We start from the raw sequence: 13,170 nt of genomic DNA, 5'->3' as shown, positions 1-13,170 counted from the left end.
GTTTCTTACGCCCCCTGTCACATCCCCAGCGCTTTGTAACAGCCGTACGTCACCCCCCGCCCGGTCACCTGTGACGCGGTTGCCGGGTCATCGAGACGTACGGCAGGTCTCCTCCTTGGTGTCGGCCGGAGAACAACCACTCCGGCCAGGAAACCCCACACCTCCCAAGGAGCCACCATGTCCTCGTCCGAGGCCTTGGAGACCCCGAGCGCGAAGCGCTCCCTGTCCTCCCGGCTGCGCGCCCACGCCCGCAAGGCCGTGATCCCGGCCATGCTGATCGGCGTCACCGTCGGCGGGCTCGGCCTGTCCACGACCGCGCACGCCGCCGACGCCCCCCAGTGCCCGCCCACCGCCCAGACCTGCCGCTACGAGGCGCCGTGGCGCGGGGAGCAGCCGAGCGGCGTCTCCAACGAGGACTGGCGGGGCGCCATGACCGCGGCCCAGTTCTGGAGCGACCACCAGACCGTCCGCCAGGGCAACAGCGGCGGGTACCTCGTCACGGGCCAGGGAGGCTGGCCCGGCGACACGGCCGGCCGGGGCTGGTACTCGTACACCACCGGCCCCTGGTACAACCGTTCGACGTGGTGGATCTACTACGGCGGCCAGTTCTGGGACCGGGACAACAGGGTCGCGCACCACGAGGAGTTCGACTACGGGATCTCGGCCTGGGACGCCAATGGCGGGGCCGGGCAGTACCGCGAGTACGACGTCTTCGCCCACACGGGCACCGACAGCGGCATCCGGGGCAAGGTGCGGATCGTCCGCAACACCCGCAACGGCCACGTCTACGCGACGTTCGACCACTACGGGAGCTTCCACTACCTCGGCCGCTGGTAGCCGGCGTGTGCCCGCCGGGGCAGACCCCCGGCGGGCGCGTCCGCGCTCCCCTCCCCCCCCAGCCCGGAAGAACGACATGCAGACCATCACGCACAGCATCCGCCCCCTGTCCGCGTCGGAGACGGTCCCCGCGTCGGCCAAGGAGATCCTCGGCACCCGCTGCCGCACCGACATCGACCTGTTCGCCGAGTGGGCCTCGGTGCTCGGCTTCCCGGCCTGGTTCGGCCACAACTGGAACGCCTTCGAGGACTGCCTGCACACCATGGCCGACGAGTCCGGACCCGTGACGATCGTGCTCCGCAACGCCGCCCTGCTGCTGGAGGACGAGGGCCCGAGGGAGCTCAGCGTCCTCCTGGAGATCCTGGAGGACAACGCCTTCGGCCTGCTCCTCCTGGACGACTCCGCCTGCGACCTGGCCCAGCTGGCCCGGCGTATGACGGCGTCCGGCTTCACCTTGCCGACAGAGGACTGAGCTTCCTCACGGGCGCAGCTTGTAGCCGAACCCGCGTACCGTCTCGATCCGGTCCCGCCCGATCTTCGCGCGCAGCCGCTGCACATTGACGTCCACCACCCGGTTGTCGCCGCACCAGGCGAGGTCCCACACCCGCTCCAGGAGCAGGTCCCGGGTGAGGACGGTGCCGGGCGAGGCGGCGAACTCCCGCAGCAGCTTCAGCTCGGTGGTGGTCAGGTGGACGGCCTTCCCCTCCCGGTGCACCTCCAGCGAGACGGGGCAGAACACCAGGTCACCGAACCGCACCGCCCGGATGCCGGACGGCTGACCGGCGCCGGACCGGCGCAGCAGGGCGCCGACGCGGGTGGCCAGGACCGGCCCGTCGACGGGACGGGCGAGGCGGTCGTCGGCGGCCGTCTCCAGGTCCGCCGGGTCGTCGCCGTCCGACAGGAGCAGCACGGGCACCCCGGACTCCTCGCGGATCCGCAGGGCCAGGCCCGTCCCGTCCAGCCCCGGCAGTCGGGCCGCGAGCACGGCGACGTCCGGGGTCTGGCGGCGGAACAGCATGAGCCCGGTCACGCCGTCCGCGGCGGTACGGACCTGGTGGCCGCGTTCCTCCAGGGCGAGCCGGGCGTGCTCCCTGGCCGCCGGGTCGTGGTCGACGAGCAGGACGTCGGCCGTTCGGGGGCCTTTGGGGGACATGTGCTTCAAGGGCTCGTCCGGTGCGGGGACCGCGAGGGCGTAGTCGACCGCCTGGACAGGGCACTGGTGCCTGCCGCCCTCGGCGAACGCCTTCCGGTACGCCGCCTCCCCCAGCGCCTCGATCGCGGCTCGCCCGCAGCGCGCGTGCTGTTCGGCCATCCTCGGTCCGAACGCGTGGACCGAACTCCCGGCGTCCCGCCACAGGGCGTCCGCCAGGCCGAGCAGCCGGGCGGCCCGCTCATGGGCGCCGCCGGCGGCGGTGGCCCAGGCGAGCAGTTCCAGCATCCGCGCGACCATCGCGTGGTCGGCGAGGCCGCGCATGGTCTCCAGCGCGGAGGTGATCAGGTTCCCGGTGGCCGCACGGTCACCGCGGGCCCAGGCGTGGTGGCCCAGGGCCATCAGCACCTGGGCGCGGCCCCACCGCTCCCCGTCCGTCCGGGCGGCGGCGATGAACTGTGCGCCGGTGTGTGCCGCCCGGGGATCGTCGGCGTACGCCTGGACGCAGGCCAGCGCCAGCCGCCAGGAGGTGACCTGGCGTTCGTCGCCCAGCGCGGTCATGGCGGCCAGGGCCGTCTCGTACCGGCGGATGCTCTCCCGGGGCTGCCCCCGGTAGTGCGCGGACACCCCGCGCAGGCCGTCCGCCTGTACGCACACCCACTCGTCGCCCAACCGCCGCCCCAGCGCGTCGGCCTCGTCCAGCCAGTGGTCGGCCGCCGTCAGGTCGCCCTGGGTCTGCGCCACCCAGACGGCGACCAGCAGCGCGCGGGCGCGTTCGGCGCAGGGCTCGGGCGCGGCGGCGAGCACCCGCTCGGCCTGGCGGCGCCCCTCGCTGAGGAACCCGCCCGCGCACCAGTGCCAGCACAGGGCCGCGACCAGTGCGAGACGGGTGCGGGGTTCGCCGTCGTGGTCGAGGGCGGCCAGCAGGTTGGTGTGTTCCGCGCGCAGCAGGGCGAGGTTCTCCTCCTGGCCGGGGCCGTACCAGTTCCGGTCGATGCGCTGGGCGAGCGCGAGGAAGAAGTCGCGGTGCCGGCGGCGCGGTTCGCCGGAGTCCGCGAGCCGCTCGCGGCCGTACTCCCGGATGGTCTCCAGCAGCCGGTAGCGCGGCCGGCCGCCCAGCGTGCAGGTGAGGACGACGGACTGGGTGACGAGCCGGTCCAGGAGGTCCAGCACCTCGGCCTCGTCGATGCCGTCCCCGGAGCAGACGCCCTCGGCGGCCTCCAGGCTGAACCCCCCGGCGAAGACGGAGAGCCGGTTCCACAGCAGCCGCTCGGCCGGGGCGCACAGCTCGTAGCTCCAGTCGATCATCCCGCGCAGGGTGCGCTGGTGGGCCGGTGCCGTCCGGCTGCCGCCGGTCAGGAGCGCGAAGCGGTCCTCCAGCCGGTCGGTCAGCTGCCCGACGCTCAGCGTGCGCAGCCGGGACGCGGCCAGCTCGATCGCCAGCGGCAGACAGTCCAGACCGGCGCACAGGCGCGCGATCCCGTCGTCCCCGGTCGTCTCGTCCGGGGAGTGGGGGCGGACGGCGGCGGCCCGGTCCCGCAGCAGTTCCGCCGCCTCGTCGGGTGCGAGGGGCGCGAGCGCGTGGACGTGTTCGCCGGTGACGCCCAGGGTGTGGCGGCTCGTCGCGAGGACGCGCAGCTCCGGAGCGGCCGGCAGGAGGGTGGCGACCAGGTCGGCGCACGCGTCCACCAGGTGTTCGCAGGTGTCCAGCACCAGCAGGGCGTGCCGGCCGGCCAGGTAGCCGGTGAGCTGGTCCGTGAAGGACCGTGCCCCGAGGTCGGGCACCCGTAGCGCGCCGGCCACCGCTGCCGGGACCGCCGAGGGGTCGGACACGGGGGCGAGGTTCACCAGCCACACGCCGTCCGCGAACGCGTGCGCGGACGCCGTGGCCACCTCCAGCGCCAGCCGGGTCTTGCCGACGCCGCCCGTTCCCGTGAGCGTCAGCAGGCGGCGCGTGTCCAGGAGCCGGCGGACCTCGGCGGTCTCCTGGCGTCTGCCCACGAAGCTCGTGTAGGCGGCGGGCAGGTTCCCGCACTCCGCGATCGCCTCGGTCATGGTCTTCCCTCTCCCCGTACGTTCGGGAATCTCCCGGGGTCTTGCCGATCGCCCGCTCCGGCTCAGCCTCATCATGCGAGCCGTGCGCCTTTGATCGGGGGGCCGGGCGGGCTCTGGAAGCCGCGCGAATCAATGCCTGGACGGCCTTATTGCCGCTGTTTTCGGCCACTCGTGACGCATGTCACGCCCCTGCGGAGGGAATTGCTGGGGGCATGACAGAAGACGCCGCGATATCCCCGGCCTCGTCCCCGGCTTCAGCTTCAGCTTCAGCTTCAGATGAGGAGCGCCTGGCCCAGCTCGGCTACACCCAGGTCCTCGCCCGCCGCATGTCCGCGTTCTCCAACTACGCCGTCTCCTTCACGATCATCTCGGTGCTGTCGGGCTGTCTCACCCTCTACGCGTTCGGCATGAAGACGGGCGGCCCCGCCGTCATCACCTGGGGCTGGGTCGCCGTAGGGCTCATGACCCTGTTCGTCGGCCTCGCGATGGCGGAGATCTGCTCGGCGTACCCCACCTCGGCGGGCCTGTACTTCTGGGCGCACCGCCTCGCGCCCCCGCGTACGGCAGCCGCCTGGGCCTGGTTCACCGGCTGGTTCAACGTCCTCGGCCAGATCGCGGTGACCGCGGGCGTCGACTTCGGCGCGGCGTCTTTCCTCGGCGCGTACCTCAACCTCCAGTTCGACTTCGAGGTGACGCCCGGCCGTACGATCCTGCTCTTCGCGGCGATCCTGCTGCTGCACGGCCTGCTCAACACCTTCGGCGTGCGCATCGTCGCGCTGCTGAACAGCGTCAGCGTCTGGTGGCACGTCCTCGGCGTCGCGGTCATCGTCGGCGCGCTCACCTTCGCGCCGGACCACCACCAGTCGGCGTCCTTCGTCTTCGGGGAGTTCGTCAACAAGACGGGGTGGGGAAGCGGGGTGTACGTCGTCGCGCTCGGGCTGCTGATGGCGCAGTACACGTTCACCGGGTACGACGCCTCCGCGCACATGACGGAGGAGACGCACGACGCGGCCACCGCCGGCCCGCAGGGCATCGTCCGCTCGATCTGGACCTCCTGGATCGCCGGGTTCGTGCTCCTGCTCGGCTTCACCTTCGCCATCCAGTCGTACGACGCGCAGCTCGACTCCGAGACCGGCGTACCCCCGGCCCAGATCCTCCTCGACGCCCTCGGCGCGACGGGCGGCAAGCTGTTGCTGCTGGTCGTCATCGGCGCTCAGCTCTTCTGCGGCATGGCGTCCGTGACCGCCAACTCCCGTATGATCTACGCCTTTTCGCGGGACGGCGCGCTCCCGTTCTCCCGCGTCTGGCACACGGTCAGCCCCCGTACGCGGACCCCTGTCGCCGCCGTCTGGCTCGCGGCGGGCGGCGCGCTGGTCCTGGGCCTGCCCTACCTGATCAACGAGACGGCGTACGCGGCCGTGACGTCCATCGCCGTCATCGGGCTGTACATCGCGTACGTGATCCCGACGTTCCTGCGGCTGCGGAAGGGGGCGGAGTTCGACCGGGGTCCCTGGCACCTGGGCCGCTGGTCGGCGCTCGTCGGCACGGTCTCGGTGACCTGGGTCGTCTTCATCACGGTCCTCTTCATGCTCCCCCAGGTCTCCCCCGTCACCTGGGAGACCTTCAACTACGCCCCGATCGCGGTCCTCGCGGTCCTAGGCTTCGCGGCGACCTGGTGGCTGACCTCGGCCCGCCACTGGTTCCTGAACCCCGACCGCCCCCGCGAAGAACCCACCCAACCCTGACGATTCCGCCCCCTGACGCGGCCGTGTCCCCCATACCCGATCGGCGACACGGCCTCGGGCGGCTATGCTCGGGGGGCAACATCGGCCAGGGCCCTTAGCTCAATTGGCAGAGCAGTGGACTTTTAATCCATTGGTTGTGGGTTCGAGTCCCACAGGGCCTACTGCCGCAGGGGCGGGAAACCCCTCTGAACCGCTGCGAAGCGCCCGGATCGACTTCGGTCGACCCGGGCGCTTCGGCGTTTTCGGGGCCTTGCGTGAGCGATGCGCGAGCGGATGTGCCGGGGACTGATCACGGCCTCGCGGACAGCCTCGGGGCAAGCAGTTCCAGCGCTTCCTCCCAGTGATACCGGTCGGCCCCGCCACCCGCCTTCGGCCGATGAGGCTCGTACGACCCGATCAGGACGCCCATCTCGCGCAGCCGTTCCAGGCTCTGCCGGTACGCGGGGTGGGCGGCCTGGGCGGAGTTCAGGTACGGCAGCACAGCCACCGGTACCCCCATCGCGGGCGCTTCGCACAGGATGCCCAGGGCGAGGTTGTCAGAGATCCCGGCGGCCCACTTGTTGACGGTGTTGAAGCTGGCCGGGGCGACCGCGATCGCGTCCGCGGGGCGGGCCGGGCGCGGTTGGTCCGGTGTTCGCCAGGCCGAGCGGACGGGGAGACCGGTCCGCGCCTCGACCGCCTCCACGTCGAGGAAGCCGAGCCCCTGCGGGGTGGCGACGACACCGACGTCCCAGTGCTGTCCCTGCGCTGCGGTGATCAGTTTGCCGACGTCGGCGGCTACCCCGGCCGCGCAGACGATGATCTGGAGGAACGGCTCGTCGGGCTGGTCACTCACGCGGGCACTCCCAGTTGGCGACTGAAGTGGTGCAGTTCGGGCAGGGCCCGGCGGCGGTCGCGGGCTGCCATGTCGGCGACCAGTTCGCGTACGGCCGGGCGGCGGATGTCCTGGGCCGCACAGCTCTCGGCGATGCGCAGGGCCTGGTAGCCGTCGGCGAGTCTGCCCTGCTGACTGTAGGCGCGGGCGGTCTCCACCCAGAGCGCGGCCCGGCGCTCGGGGACGGGAATGTGCCGCCGCATGAGTGGCCGCGCGGTTTCCAGCGCGATGCCGGCGTCGCCGAAGGAGACGGCCGCGCTGATCTCGTGCAGGGCGACGTTGGTGGGGCTGAAGTTCGCCCAGGCGTCGGGTCGGTCGAAGGAGACGTAGCGCGCCACCTCCTTGGCCTCGGTGAGAAAGCCCTGGGTGGTGTCGCGGTCACCGTTTCTGCTGGCGGCGGTCGCCCCACGGAGCAACAGCAGGCCGACCGCCGCCAGGTACCGGGGCGAACGCTGGTCGTAGGAACCGGTGAGCTGGTCGGCGGTGTGGCGGACCATGTTCACGGCCTGGGCGGTGTGCTTCTCGCGCACGAGGACGTGGGCGTGAACACGGACACTGGCGGCGAGGACGACGGGATCACCTGACCGCTCCGCCTCGGCCATGGCCCGACCGGCCGCAAGCCAGGCGTTGCCTTGATCGGCTCGCTTCAGCAGCAGACTCACCGACGTCTGGTAGGCGGTGGCCAGCAACCCGGACGCCTCAGCCGAGCCGGCGGCATGGCGCAGGTCGGTGATCAGACTCGGCAGCGTCCGCTCCAGGTCCGTGTACTCGCACGTGCAGAACATCCGGCGTACGTCCTGTGTCCGGTCCCGCAGTTCGTCGATGTCCAGGGTTTGCGCGGGGGCGGCAGGGCTCGTACCTGGCAGCAGAACCCGTACCAGGTCGTGATGTGCCGCAGTGGACGACGACGGAGCCGCGAGAGCTGCGACGCTCGCGGCCAGGAAGGTACGGCGGTGCATGTCCTCTGTCCCGGGGTCGGCGGGGCTGGCGTCGGAGGAGGCGGCGAGACCGAGACAGTGCGGCGGAATGCCCAGCACCCGCGCGATCTCGCGCAGCGTGCGCAGGTCTTCGGTGCCCCTGCCGCTCTCCAGGCGGCTCACCTTCGACTGGTGGTACCCCAGGGCAGCGGCGACGTCCGTCTGCGAGCGCCGCTGCAACACGCGTGCCTGACGGATCACTTCGCCGATCCGTCTCGCCTCAGTCTGTGCCTCGGCCATCTGTGCCACGGCCCCTTCTGCCGCCGCCGATCCTGCCTGCTCAACCGAGCGTAACCGAGCGGCAATTGGACGCGATGCAGCTCCTGCATAAGTGATGCGGCGACGGCACACGGCGTGGCCCCGATTGCCTCCGAAGCGGTTGCGTGGAGCCGCCACACCGATCCAGGAGGCCGCTCATGGAAGCGCATCAGATCCACTTTCCCGTTCACGGCACCGCTGCTGCCTCCAGTTCGGCACGCCGGCGGCTCGCGATCGGGATACGGGGCTGGGACGCCTCCCTCGATCAGGAACTTCTGGAGACGGCGGAACTGGTCGCCGCCGAGTTGCTTGCCAACGCGGTACGGCACGCGGGCCACGGTCCCATCTCGGCCGGCGCCCGCTTGTACGACGAACGCCTGCTGATCGAGGTGACCGATGCCAGCTCCCAGGCCCCACAGGTCGGGCTTCCGGACGCGGAAGAGGAGGGCGGACGCGGCCTGCTCATCGTCGCCGCCTTCGCGGATCGCCACGGGATCGACCTGCTGCCCTCCGGCAAGCGGTGCTGGGCCGAGTTCAAGGTCACCGGTCCGGAACAGCCCTCACAATGCCTTCCCCCGCAAAGGAGTTGACGGTTGACAGCCGTAAGGATTCCCCCGGTCGCCGCTGAAGTGGTCGCCATCCGGCCCGGGACCCCTCTCGCAGGTTCCGTGACAGTCGACGGGTCCAAGAACGCGGCCCTGCCCCTTCTGGCCGCCGCCGCGACCCTGCACCGGCCGGTACACCTGGGCAACGTCCCGGCGAACACCGACGTCGAAACGATGCTCGCCCTGCTCCAGCAGTCCGGCTGGCACACAGCACGCCCCGTCTCCGATCCGCACACCGTGGCCATCCTGCCCAGCGGCAGGCCGAAATCGGGGCCCGACCCCGAGACCGCCGCACGCATCCGAGCCTCGTACTACCTCGTGCCGGCACTGCTCGGTGCATACGGACGGGCCCGGCTCCCCTGGCCGGGCGGATGCCGGATCGGGGAGCGCGGTATGGAGCAGCACTTCACGGTCTACGAGCGCTTCGGTGACCGCGCGACCGTCGACGACCGGGGCTACCTCGTGGAAGCAGCCGCCGCGCGGACCGGAACGGTCTCGATCATGCTGCCCTTCCGTTCCCGAGGTGCGACCATCGCCGCCGTTCTGCGCGCTGTCGTGGCCGGACGGCCGCTGAGGCTGGGTGGGCCCAACCTCTCGCCGGAAGTGCTCAGTGTCGTAGAGGCGTTACGGACGACTGGATGGCATTGCCGGGCCGCCGGGTCCCTTCTCTCGCTCGCACCACTCCCGACCACCCTCACGGAGGCCATCGCCTGGAAGGTACCCGGCGACAAGATCGAAGCCGGCACGCTGGCCTGTGCCGTCGCGGTGACGGGCGGCGACGCACGTATCTGCGGTGTACGCGGCGACGACGTCGTACCCCTGGTCAGCGCCCTGCGAAGGCTCGGCGTGCCGACCAGCGTCGAAGACGACGTACTGACCGTCCACGCCCACGACACCCGGCCCACCGGCCGGCCGCTACGAGCCGTCGCCTCCCTCTCCCCCGGCGGCCTGGACGCCGACTTCGAACCGTCCTTGATGGCTTTGGCCCTCACCCGCCCTGGCACCCATCTCTTCTCCGACACCATCAACCCCGGCCGCCACGGCAACCTCCTGCCCCAATTCACCCGTCTCGGCGCCGAGATCCACGACCTGTCGCCCACCAAGTGCCGCCTCACCGGCCCGCAGCAACTGACCGGGACCAGAGTGGAGGCCACCGACATCCGCACGGGCTCCGCCCTGCTCATCACCGGCCTCACCGCGCGCGGTGCCACCACGCTGGGCGGCCTCGACCAACTCCGGCGCGGACACGCCGACCTGCCCACCAAACTGCACGCCCTCGGCGCTGACATCTACGAGGTCACCCCATGAGCCGATGGTTACGGAAGATCATCGCTACGACCGACGTCCACTCGGCCTTCGATGTGGCCACGCCAATGCTCACGCACCTCCACACCGCCAGGGCCGAGAGCCTGATCGTGGACTGCGGCGACTTCTTCGAAGGGAGCGGCTACCACCGCTTCGGCAAGGGCCGGATCGAGCGCGAGATCCTCACCAGCCTGTACGACCTGCTCGCGCCCGGGAATCACGGCTGGCCGCACTACTTCGAACCAGGGCTGCACGAGATGACCTTGTGCGCCAACGCCTCCGACGCCAACGGCAAACCGCTCTTCGACCGGGTCTGCGTCAAGAGGATCGGCAGCCAACGGGTCGCCATCACGACGGTGATCGGTCCCCAGGCGTTCCACACGATCCCCACCCGCGACCGCAACGGCCACCACGTCACCGACCCCGCTCACGCCCTGCGCGAGGTGATGCTGGAGAACCACCACCGAGCCGACGCCTGGATCGTGTTGTCCCACTCCGGCTTCGAGAAGGACCTGGAGCTGGCCGCCGCCTGCCCGCGCGTGGACGTCATCTTTGCCGGGCACTGCCACAGCGACACCTACGGCCCGGTGCGCATCGGTGACACGCTGATCGTCAAGGGGTGTGAACTCGGCATCGGCTATGCCACCGCGACATCGGTCGGCAGCGGCTGGACCGCTCGCACATGCACCTTTCCCAACGCTGCCGCAGTTCCCGAAGACCTCGCCACGGTGCAGGAGAAGATTTCCTTCATCGGCCGGAAGCTGGCGAGTCCGCTCGGAACCGTGAACGAGCCCTATCGCAATGGCGAGTTGGACCGAAGCCGTCTGCTGCGAGAGATCGCCGGCCGACTCCGCTCCGGCCTCGGCGCGGACGCAGTGATCCTCAACGAGACCGCGCTCCGCTCCGTACCGCTCGGCGAAGTGCTCACCCTCGGCGACCTGTTGGCCGTCGAGCCCTTCGACAACCACCTCGTCCACGCCGCTCTTCCAGACGAGCGCGCTCAGCTCTTCGGGCAACTCGCCGAACATGTAGGCCCGTTGGCCATCGCCCCTATGCCTCTTCCATTGGCGGTGAGCAGCGTGCTGACAACCGACTACCTCGCCGACAACCACTTGGGCGGACGAACGCGCCAAGCCGGGCTACGACTTGGCCAAGCCGTACAACGCGTCGTTACTGCCGCAGGAGGCGAGCAGTGATCCTCACCGGACCCGAGATCACCGCAGCTGCCCGCGACGGTCGTCTGACCATCGACCCCTTCGAGCTGGAACAGGTCAACCCCAACAGCTACAACGTCCGCCTCGGTCCCACCCTGCTGACCTATGCCGACACGGTGATCGACTCCTACCGTCCGAACCTCACGCGTGAGTGGGAAATCGGGACGGACGGATACGTGCTCCAGCCCGGCGAGTTGTACCTCGGGCACACTCTCGAACACGTCGGCTCCGATTCCTTCGTGCCGCTGCTGTTCGGCCGTTCCTCGGTCGGCAGGCTCGGCCTCTTCGTCGAGATCACCGCCCCCATCGGCGACATCGGCTTCCACGGCCAATGGACGCTGATGCTCTCGCCGGTCCGTCCGGTGCGGGTGTACACCGGGATGAAGATCGCGCAGATCATGTTCTTCGTCTCCACCGGCGAAATCACCCCTTACCAAGGCAAGTACCAGGCCGCCACAGGCCCGCAGCCGTCGAAGTACTGGCGGGATGTCACCCCGTTGAAGCCGGTCGCCTCGTGATCCTCACCGGCCCCGCGATCAGCGCTGCCCTCCAGACCGGCGAGATCACGATCGACCCGTACGACCCCGCCCGCCTTTCCCCGAACGCCTACGACTGGCGGCTCGGAGACAGGCTCCGCATGTGTGCCGGTGACCTGGATACCGCCGCTCCCACCGCGTTCGTCGAACAGGCCATCCCCGCAACGGGTCTGGTGTTGCAGCCGGGGATGCTCTACCTCGGCATCACGCTGGAGAGGACCGGCTCGGAGACGTACGCGCAGATGCTCAACGGCGACCGCACCATCGGCGCACTCGGCATCTGGGTCCACGTCTCCGCCCCGCTCGGCCACCAAGGCCACGCCATCCGCTGGACGTTGGAGATCCGCGCTGCCAAGCCCGTCCGGGTCTATCCGGGGATGACGTTCGGCAAGCTCGTCTTCCTCACCGCCTACGGCACGCCTGCCAGCTATCAGCAGCAACTCTCCAAGTACGCGAACACGGAGGGCATCGACATCTCCCGCCTCTACGAAGAGATCCGCGGAGGAGTCCTGTGAGTCCCCATCCGGCCGCCACCCTGCTGGACCTGCCCGCCGGAAGCCCGGGCGGCAGCGTCGAACTCTTCCTCGATCTCTACACCGGTGACCGCCCTTTGATCCCGGCACGCGCGTTCATGCTGGGCCCGCCCGACGTCAGACACCACCTCCCGGCCGGGCTCGACCTGCTTCCCGTCGCCGGGAAGTGCTTGGAAGGCCCGGCATTCGGCCGTTACGTCGCAGCCCTGAGCGAGGCTCTTTCAGCCGCGATCGACCCAGCTCGGATCAGCGTCCTGCACCTCCAGCACCTCACCTTCGGAGCCAGCCCCGCGCTGATCCGAGCCCTGCCCCTGCACCCCCGCATCGCTCTGGTCCACGGCACCGACCTGATCTTCGCCGAGGCTCACCGCGATCAACTCCGTGTCCTGCGGGAGACCGCCAGAGCCGCCGACGCGATCGTCGTACCGACGGGAGCAATGGCCGACCGCCTCCTCGAACTCGCCCCGCAGACCGACCGCCGGAAGGTCACCCAGATCTCCTGGGGCATCCCCGATCACCTGCTCACTGACCCGCCACCCCGGCCACCCCGCACCACCAGCCACCTACGGCTGCTGTACGCGGGACGGCTGACAGCCGAGAAGGGGGCCGAGGCACTGGTCAAAAGCCTGGCGCCCGTGCCGGGTGTCGAACTGAGCATCGCCGCACCCCAGGCCCAATTCCACGCCCTGGCACCGTTGTTGCACCGGGCCGACATACGGCCCCGCTACCTCGGCTGGTTACGCCGCCCGCATCTGTGGAAGGTGTTCGCCGAACACGACGTGCTGGTCATGCCGTCCACCACCCTGGAGGCCATGGGCCTGGTCGCGCTGGAGGCCCAAGCCTGTGGACTGCCCGTCCTCCACCAACCCGTACCCGGCCTCAACGAGACCCTCGCCGCCTCCGGCGTCGCCACCGACTTCACCAACTCGGCTGCTCTCGCCCGCGATCTGGATCGGCTCCGAACCTCACCCGGCCTGCTGTCCGAGCTGCGGCAGGCGGGTTACGCGAACGCTGCTCGATACCCGCTGTCGCGTGCCGCACAAGCTCTGCTCGAACTCTCCTGAGCAGGTACGGAGACCAA

General features: G+C 70.3%; 12 protein-coding genes and 1 tRNA gene. 10 read left to right on the top strand and 3 right to left on the bottom strand.

The genetic code is table 11. The features are described 5' to 3' along the window. The first annotated feature begins 177 nt into the window (after positions 1 to 177). Together J8M50_RS04440 and J8M50_RS04435 are read left to right on the top strand one after the other, a co-directional pair. On the top strand, positions 178 to 837 hold the full coding sequence (locus J8M50_RS04440; RefSeq protein WP_010352059.1) for a ribonuclease domain-containing protein: 660 nt from the start codon (positions 178 to 180) through the stop codon (positions 835 to 837). Between the two features lie 76 nt (positions 838 to 913). Then, on the top strand, positions 914 to 1,309 hold the full coding sequence (locus tag J8M50_RS04435; protein ID WP_010352060.1) for a barstar family protein: 396 nt from the start codon (positions 914 to 916) through the stop codon (positions 1,307 to 1,309). Positions 1,310 to 1,315: 6 nt separating this feature from the next. Here J8M50_RS04435 and J8M50_RS04430 read toward each other — a convergent pair whose 3' ends face one another. Further along, positions 1,316 to 4,042: a winged helix-turn-helix domain-containing protein gene (locus J8M50_RS04430; protein WP_010352061.1), complete on the bottom strand. Its 2,727-nt coding sequence runs from the start codon at positions 4,040 to 4,042 to the stop codon at positions 1,316 to 1,318. Positions 4,043 to 4,254: 212 nt separating this feature from the next. Between J8M50_RS04430 and J8M50_RS04425 the strand changes: the two genes are divergently transcribed. Together J8M50_RS04425 and J8M50_RS04420 are read left to right on the top strand one after the other, a co-directional pair. Continuing rightward, on the top strand, positions 4,255 to 5,787 hold the full coding sequence (locus J8M50_RS04425; RefSeq protein WP_029183625.1) for an amino acid permease: 1,533 nt from the start codon (positions 4,255 to 4,257) through the stop codon (positions 5,785 to 5,787). A gap of 88 nt (positions 5,788 to 5,875) precedes the next feature. Continuing rightward, a tRNA-Lys gene (locus tag J8M50_RS04420) sits at positions 5,876 to 5,948 on the top strand. 128 nt (positions 5,949 to 6,076) lie between these two features. On the opposite strand, the gene J8M50_RS04415 is transcribed toward J8M50_RS04420, so the two are convergent. Continuing rightward, positions 6,077 to 6,622, bottom strand: coding sequence for a flavoprotein (locus J8M50_RS04415; RefSeq protein ID WP_010352063.1), 546 nt, complete (start codon positions 6,620 to 6,622; stop codon positions 6,077 to 6,079). Continuing rightward, positions 6,619 to 7,878 carry a helix-turn-helix domain-containing protein gene (locus J8M50_RS04410; RefSeq protein WP_010352064.1) on the bottom strand — a complete coding sequence of 420 codons (1,260 nt, stop codon included), beginning with the start codon at positions 7,876 to 7,878 and terminating at the stop codon, positions 6,619 to 6,621. Before J8M50_RS04410 ends, J8M50_RS04415 begins: the two co-directional genes overlap by 4 nt. Before the next feature lie 176 nt (positions 7,879 to 8,054). On the opposite strand from J8M50_RS04410, the gene J8M50_RS04405 reads away from it, so the two are divergent. Genes J8M50_RS04405 through J8M50_RS04380 form a run of 6 tightly spaced genes read left to right on the top strand, consistent with a single transcriptional unit; the run spans position 8,055 to position 13,153 of the window. After that, positions 8,055 to 8,486: an ATP-binding protein gene (locus J8M50_RS04405; RefSeq protein ID WP_010352065.1), complete on the top strand. Its 432-nt coding sequence runs from the start codon at positions 8,055 to 8,057 to the stop codon at positions 8,484 to 8,486. Between the two features lie 39 nt (positions 8,487 to 8,525). Further along, positions 8,526 to 9,809 (top strand): UDP-N-acetylglucosamine 1-carboxyvinyltransferase, encoded by a 1,284-nt coding sequence (locus tag J8M50_RS04400; protein ID WP_010352067.1) that lies wholly within the window; start codon positions 8,526 to 8,528, stop codon positions 9,807 to 9,809. After that, positions 9,806 to 11,002, top strand: coding sequence for a metallophosphoesterase (locus tag J8M50_RS04395; protein WP_029183626.1), 1,197 nt, complete (start codon positions 9,806 to 9,808; stop codon positions 11,000 to 11,002). Before J8M50_RS04400 ends, J8M50_RS04395 begins: the two co-directional genes overlap by 4 nt. After that, complete coding sequence (gene dcd, locus J8M50_RS04390) at positions 10,999 to 11,538, top strand: dCTP deaminase (protein ID WP_010352069.1); 540 nt, start codon at positions 10,999 to 11,001, stop codon at positions 11,536 to 11,538. The genes J8M50_RS04395 and dcd overlap by 4 nt, the downstream gene beginning before the upstream one ends. Further along, positions 11,535 to 12,071, top strand: coding sequence for a dCTP deaminase (locus J8M50_RS04385; protein WP_010352070.1), 537 nt, complete (start codon positions 11,535 to 11,537; stop codon positions 12,069 to 12,071). Before dcd ends, J8M50_RS04385 begins: the two co-directional genes overlap by 4 nt. Then, positions 12,068 to 13,153: a glycosyltransferase family 4 protein gene (locus J8M50_RS04380; RefSeq protein ID WP_010352071.1), complete on the top strand. Its 1,086-nt coding sequence runs from the start codon at positions 12,068 to 12,070 to the stop codon at positions 13,151 to 13,153. The genes J8M50_RS04385 and J8M50_RS04380 overlap by 4 nt, the downstream gene beginning before the upstream one ends. Positions 13,154 to 13,170 lie beyond the last annotated feature (17 nt).

The sequence above is a fragment of the Streptomyces acidiscabies genome (assembly GCF_020010905.1).
GTDB lineage: Bacteria > Actinomycetota > Actinomycetes > Streptomycetales > Streptomycetaceae > Streptomyces > Streptomyces acidiscabies.
Note: the sequence above shows the minus strand (reverse complement) of the source record. Positions and strands in the feature narration are given on the sequence as shown.

Bases quoted from the DNA above. Each gene is read 5' to 3' on its own strand.
- J8M50_RS04440 (WP_010352059.1), top strand. From the start codon at position 178: ATGTCCTCGTCCGAGGCCTTGGAGACCCCGAGCGCGAAGCGCTCCCTG.
- J8M50_RS04410 (WP_010352064.1), bottom strand. From the start codon at position 7,878: ATGGCCGAGGCACAGACTGAGGCGAGACGGATCGGCGAAGTGATCCGT.
- J8M50_RS04425 (WP_029183625.1), top strand. From the start codon at position 4,255: ATGACAGAAGACGCCGCGATATCCCCGGCCTCGTCCCCGGCTTCAGCT.
- J8M50_RS04395 (WP_029183626.1), top strand. From the start codon at position 9,806: ATGAGCCGATGGTTACGGAAGATCATCGCTACGACCGACGTCCACTCG.
- J8M50_RS04435 (WP_010352060.1), top strand. From the start codon at position 914: ATGCAGACCATCACGCACAGCATCCGCCCCCTGTCCGCGTCGGAGACG.
- J8M50_RS04405 (WP_010352065.1), top strand. From the start codon at position 8,055: ATGGAAGCGCATCAGATCCACTTTCCCGTTCACGGCACCGCTGCTGCC.
- J8M50_RS04430 (WP_010352061.1), bottom strand. From the start codon at position 4,042: ATGACCGAGGCGATCGCGGAGTGCGGGAACCTGCCCGCCGCCTACACG.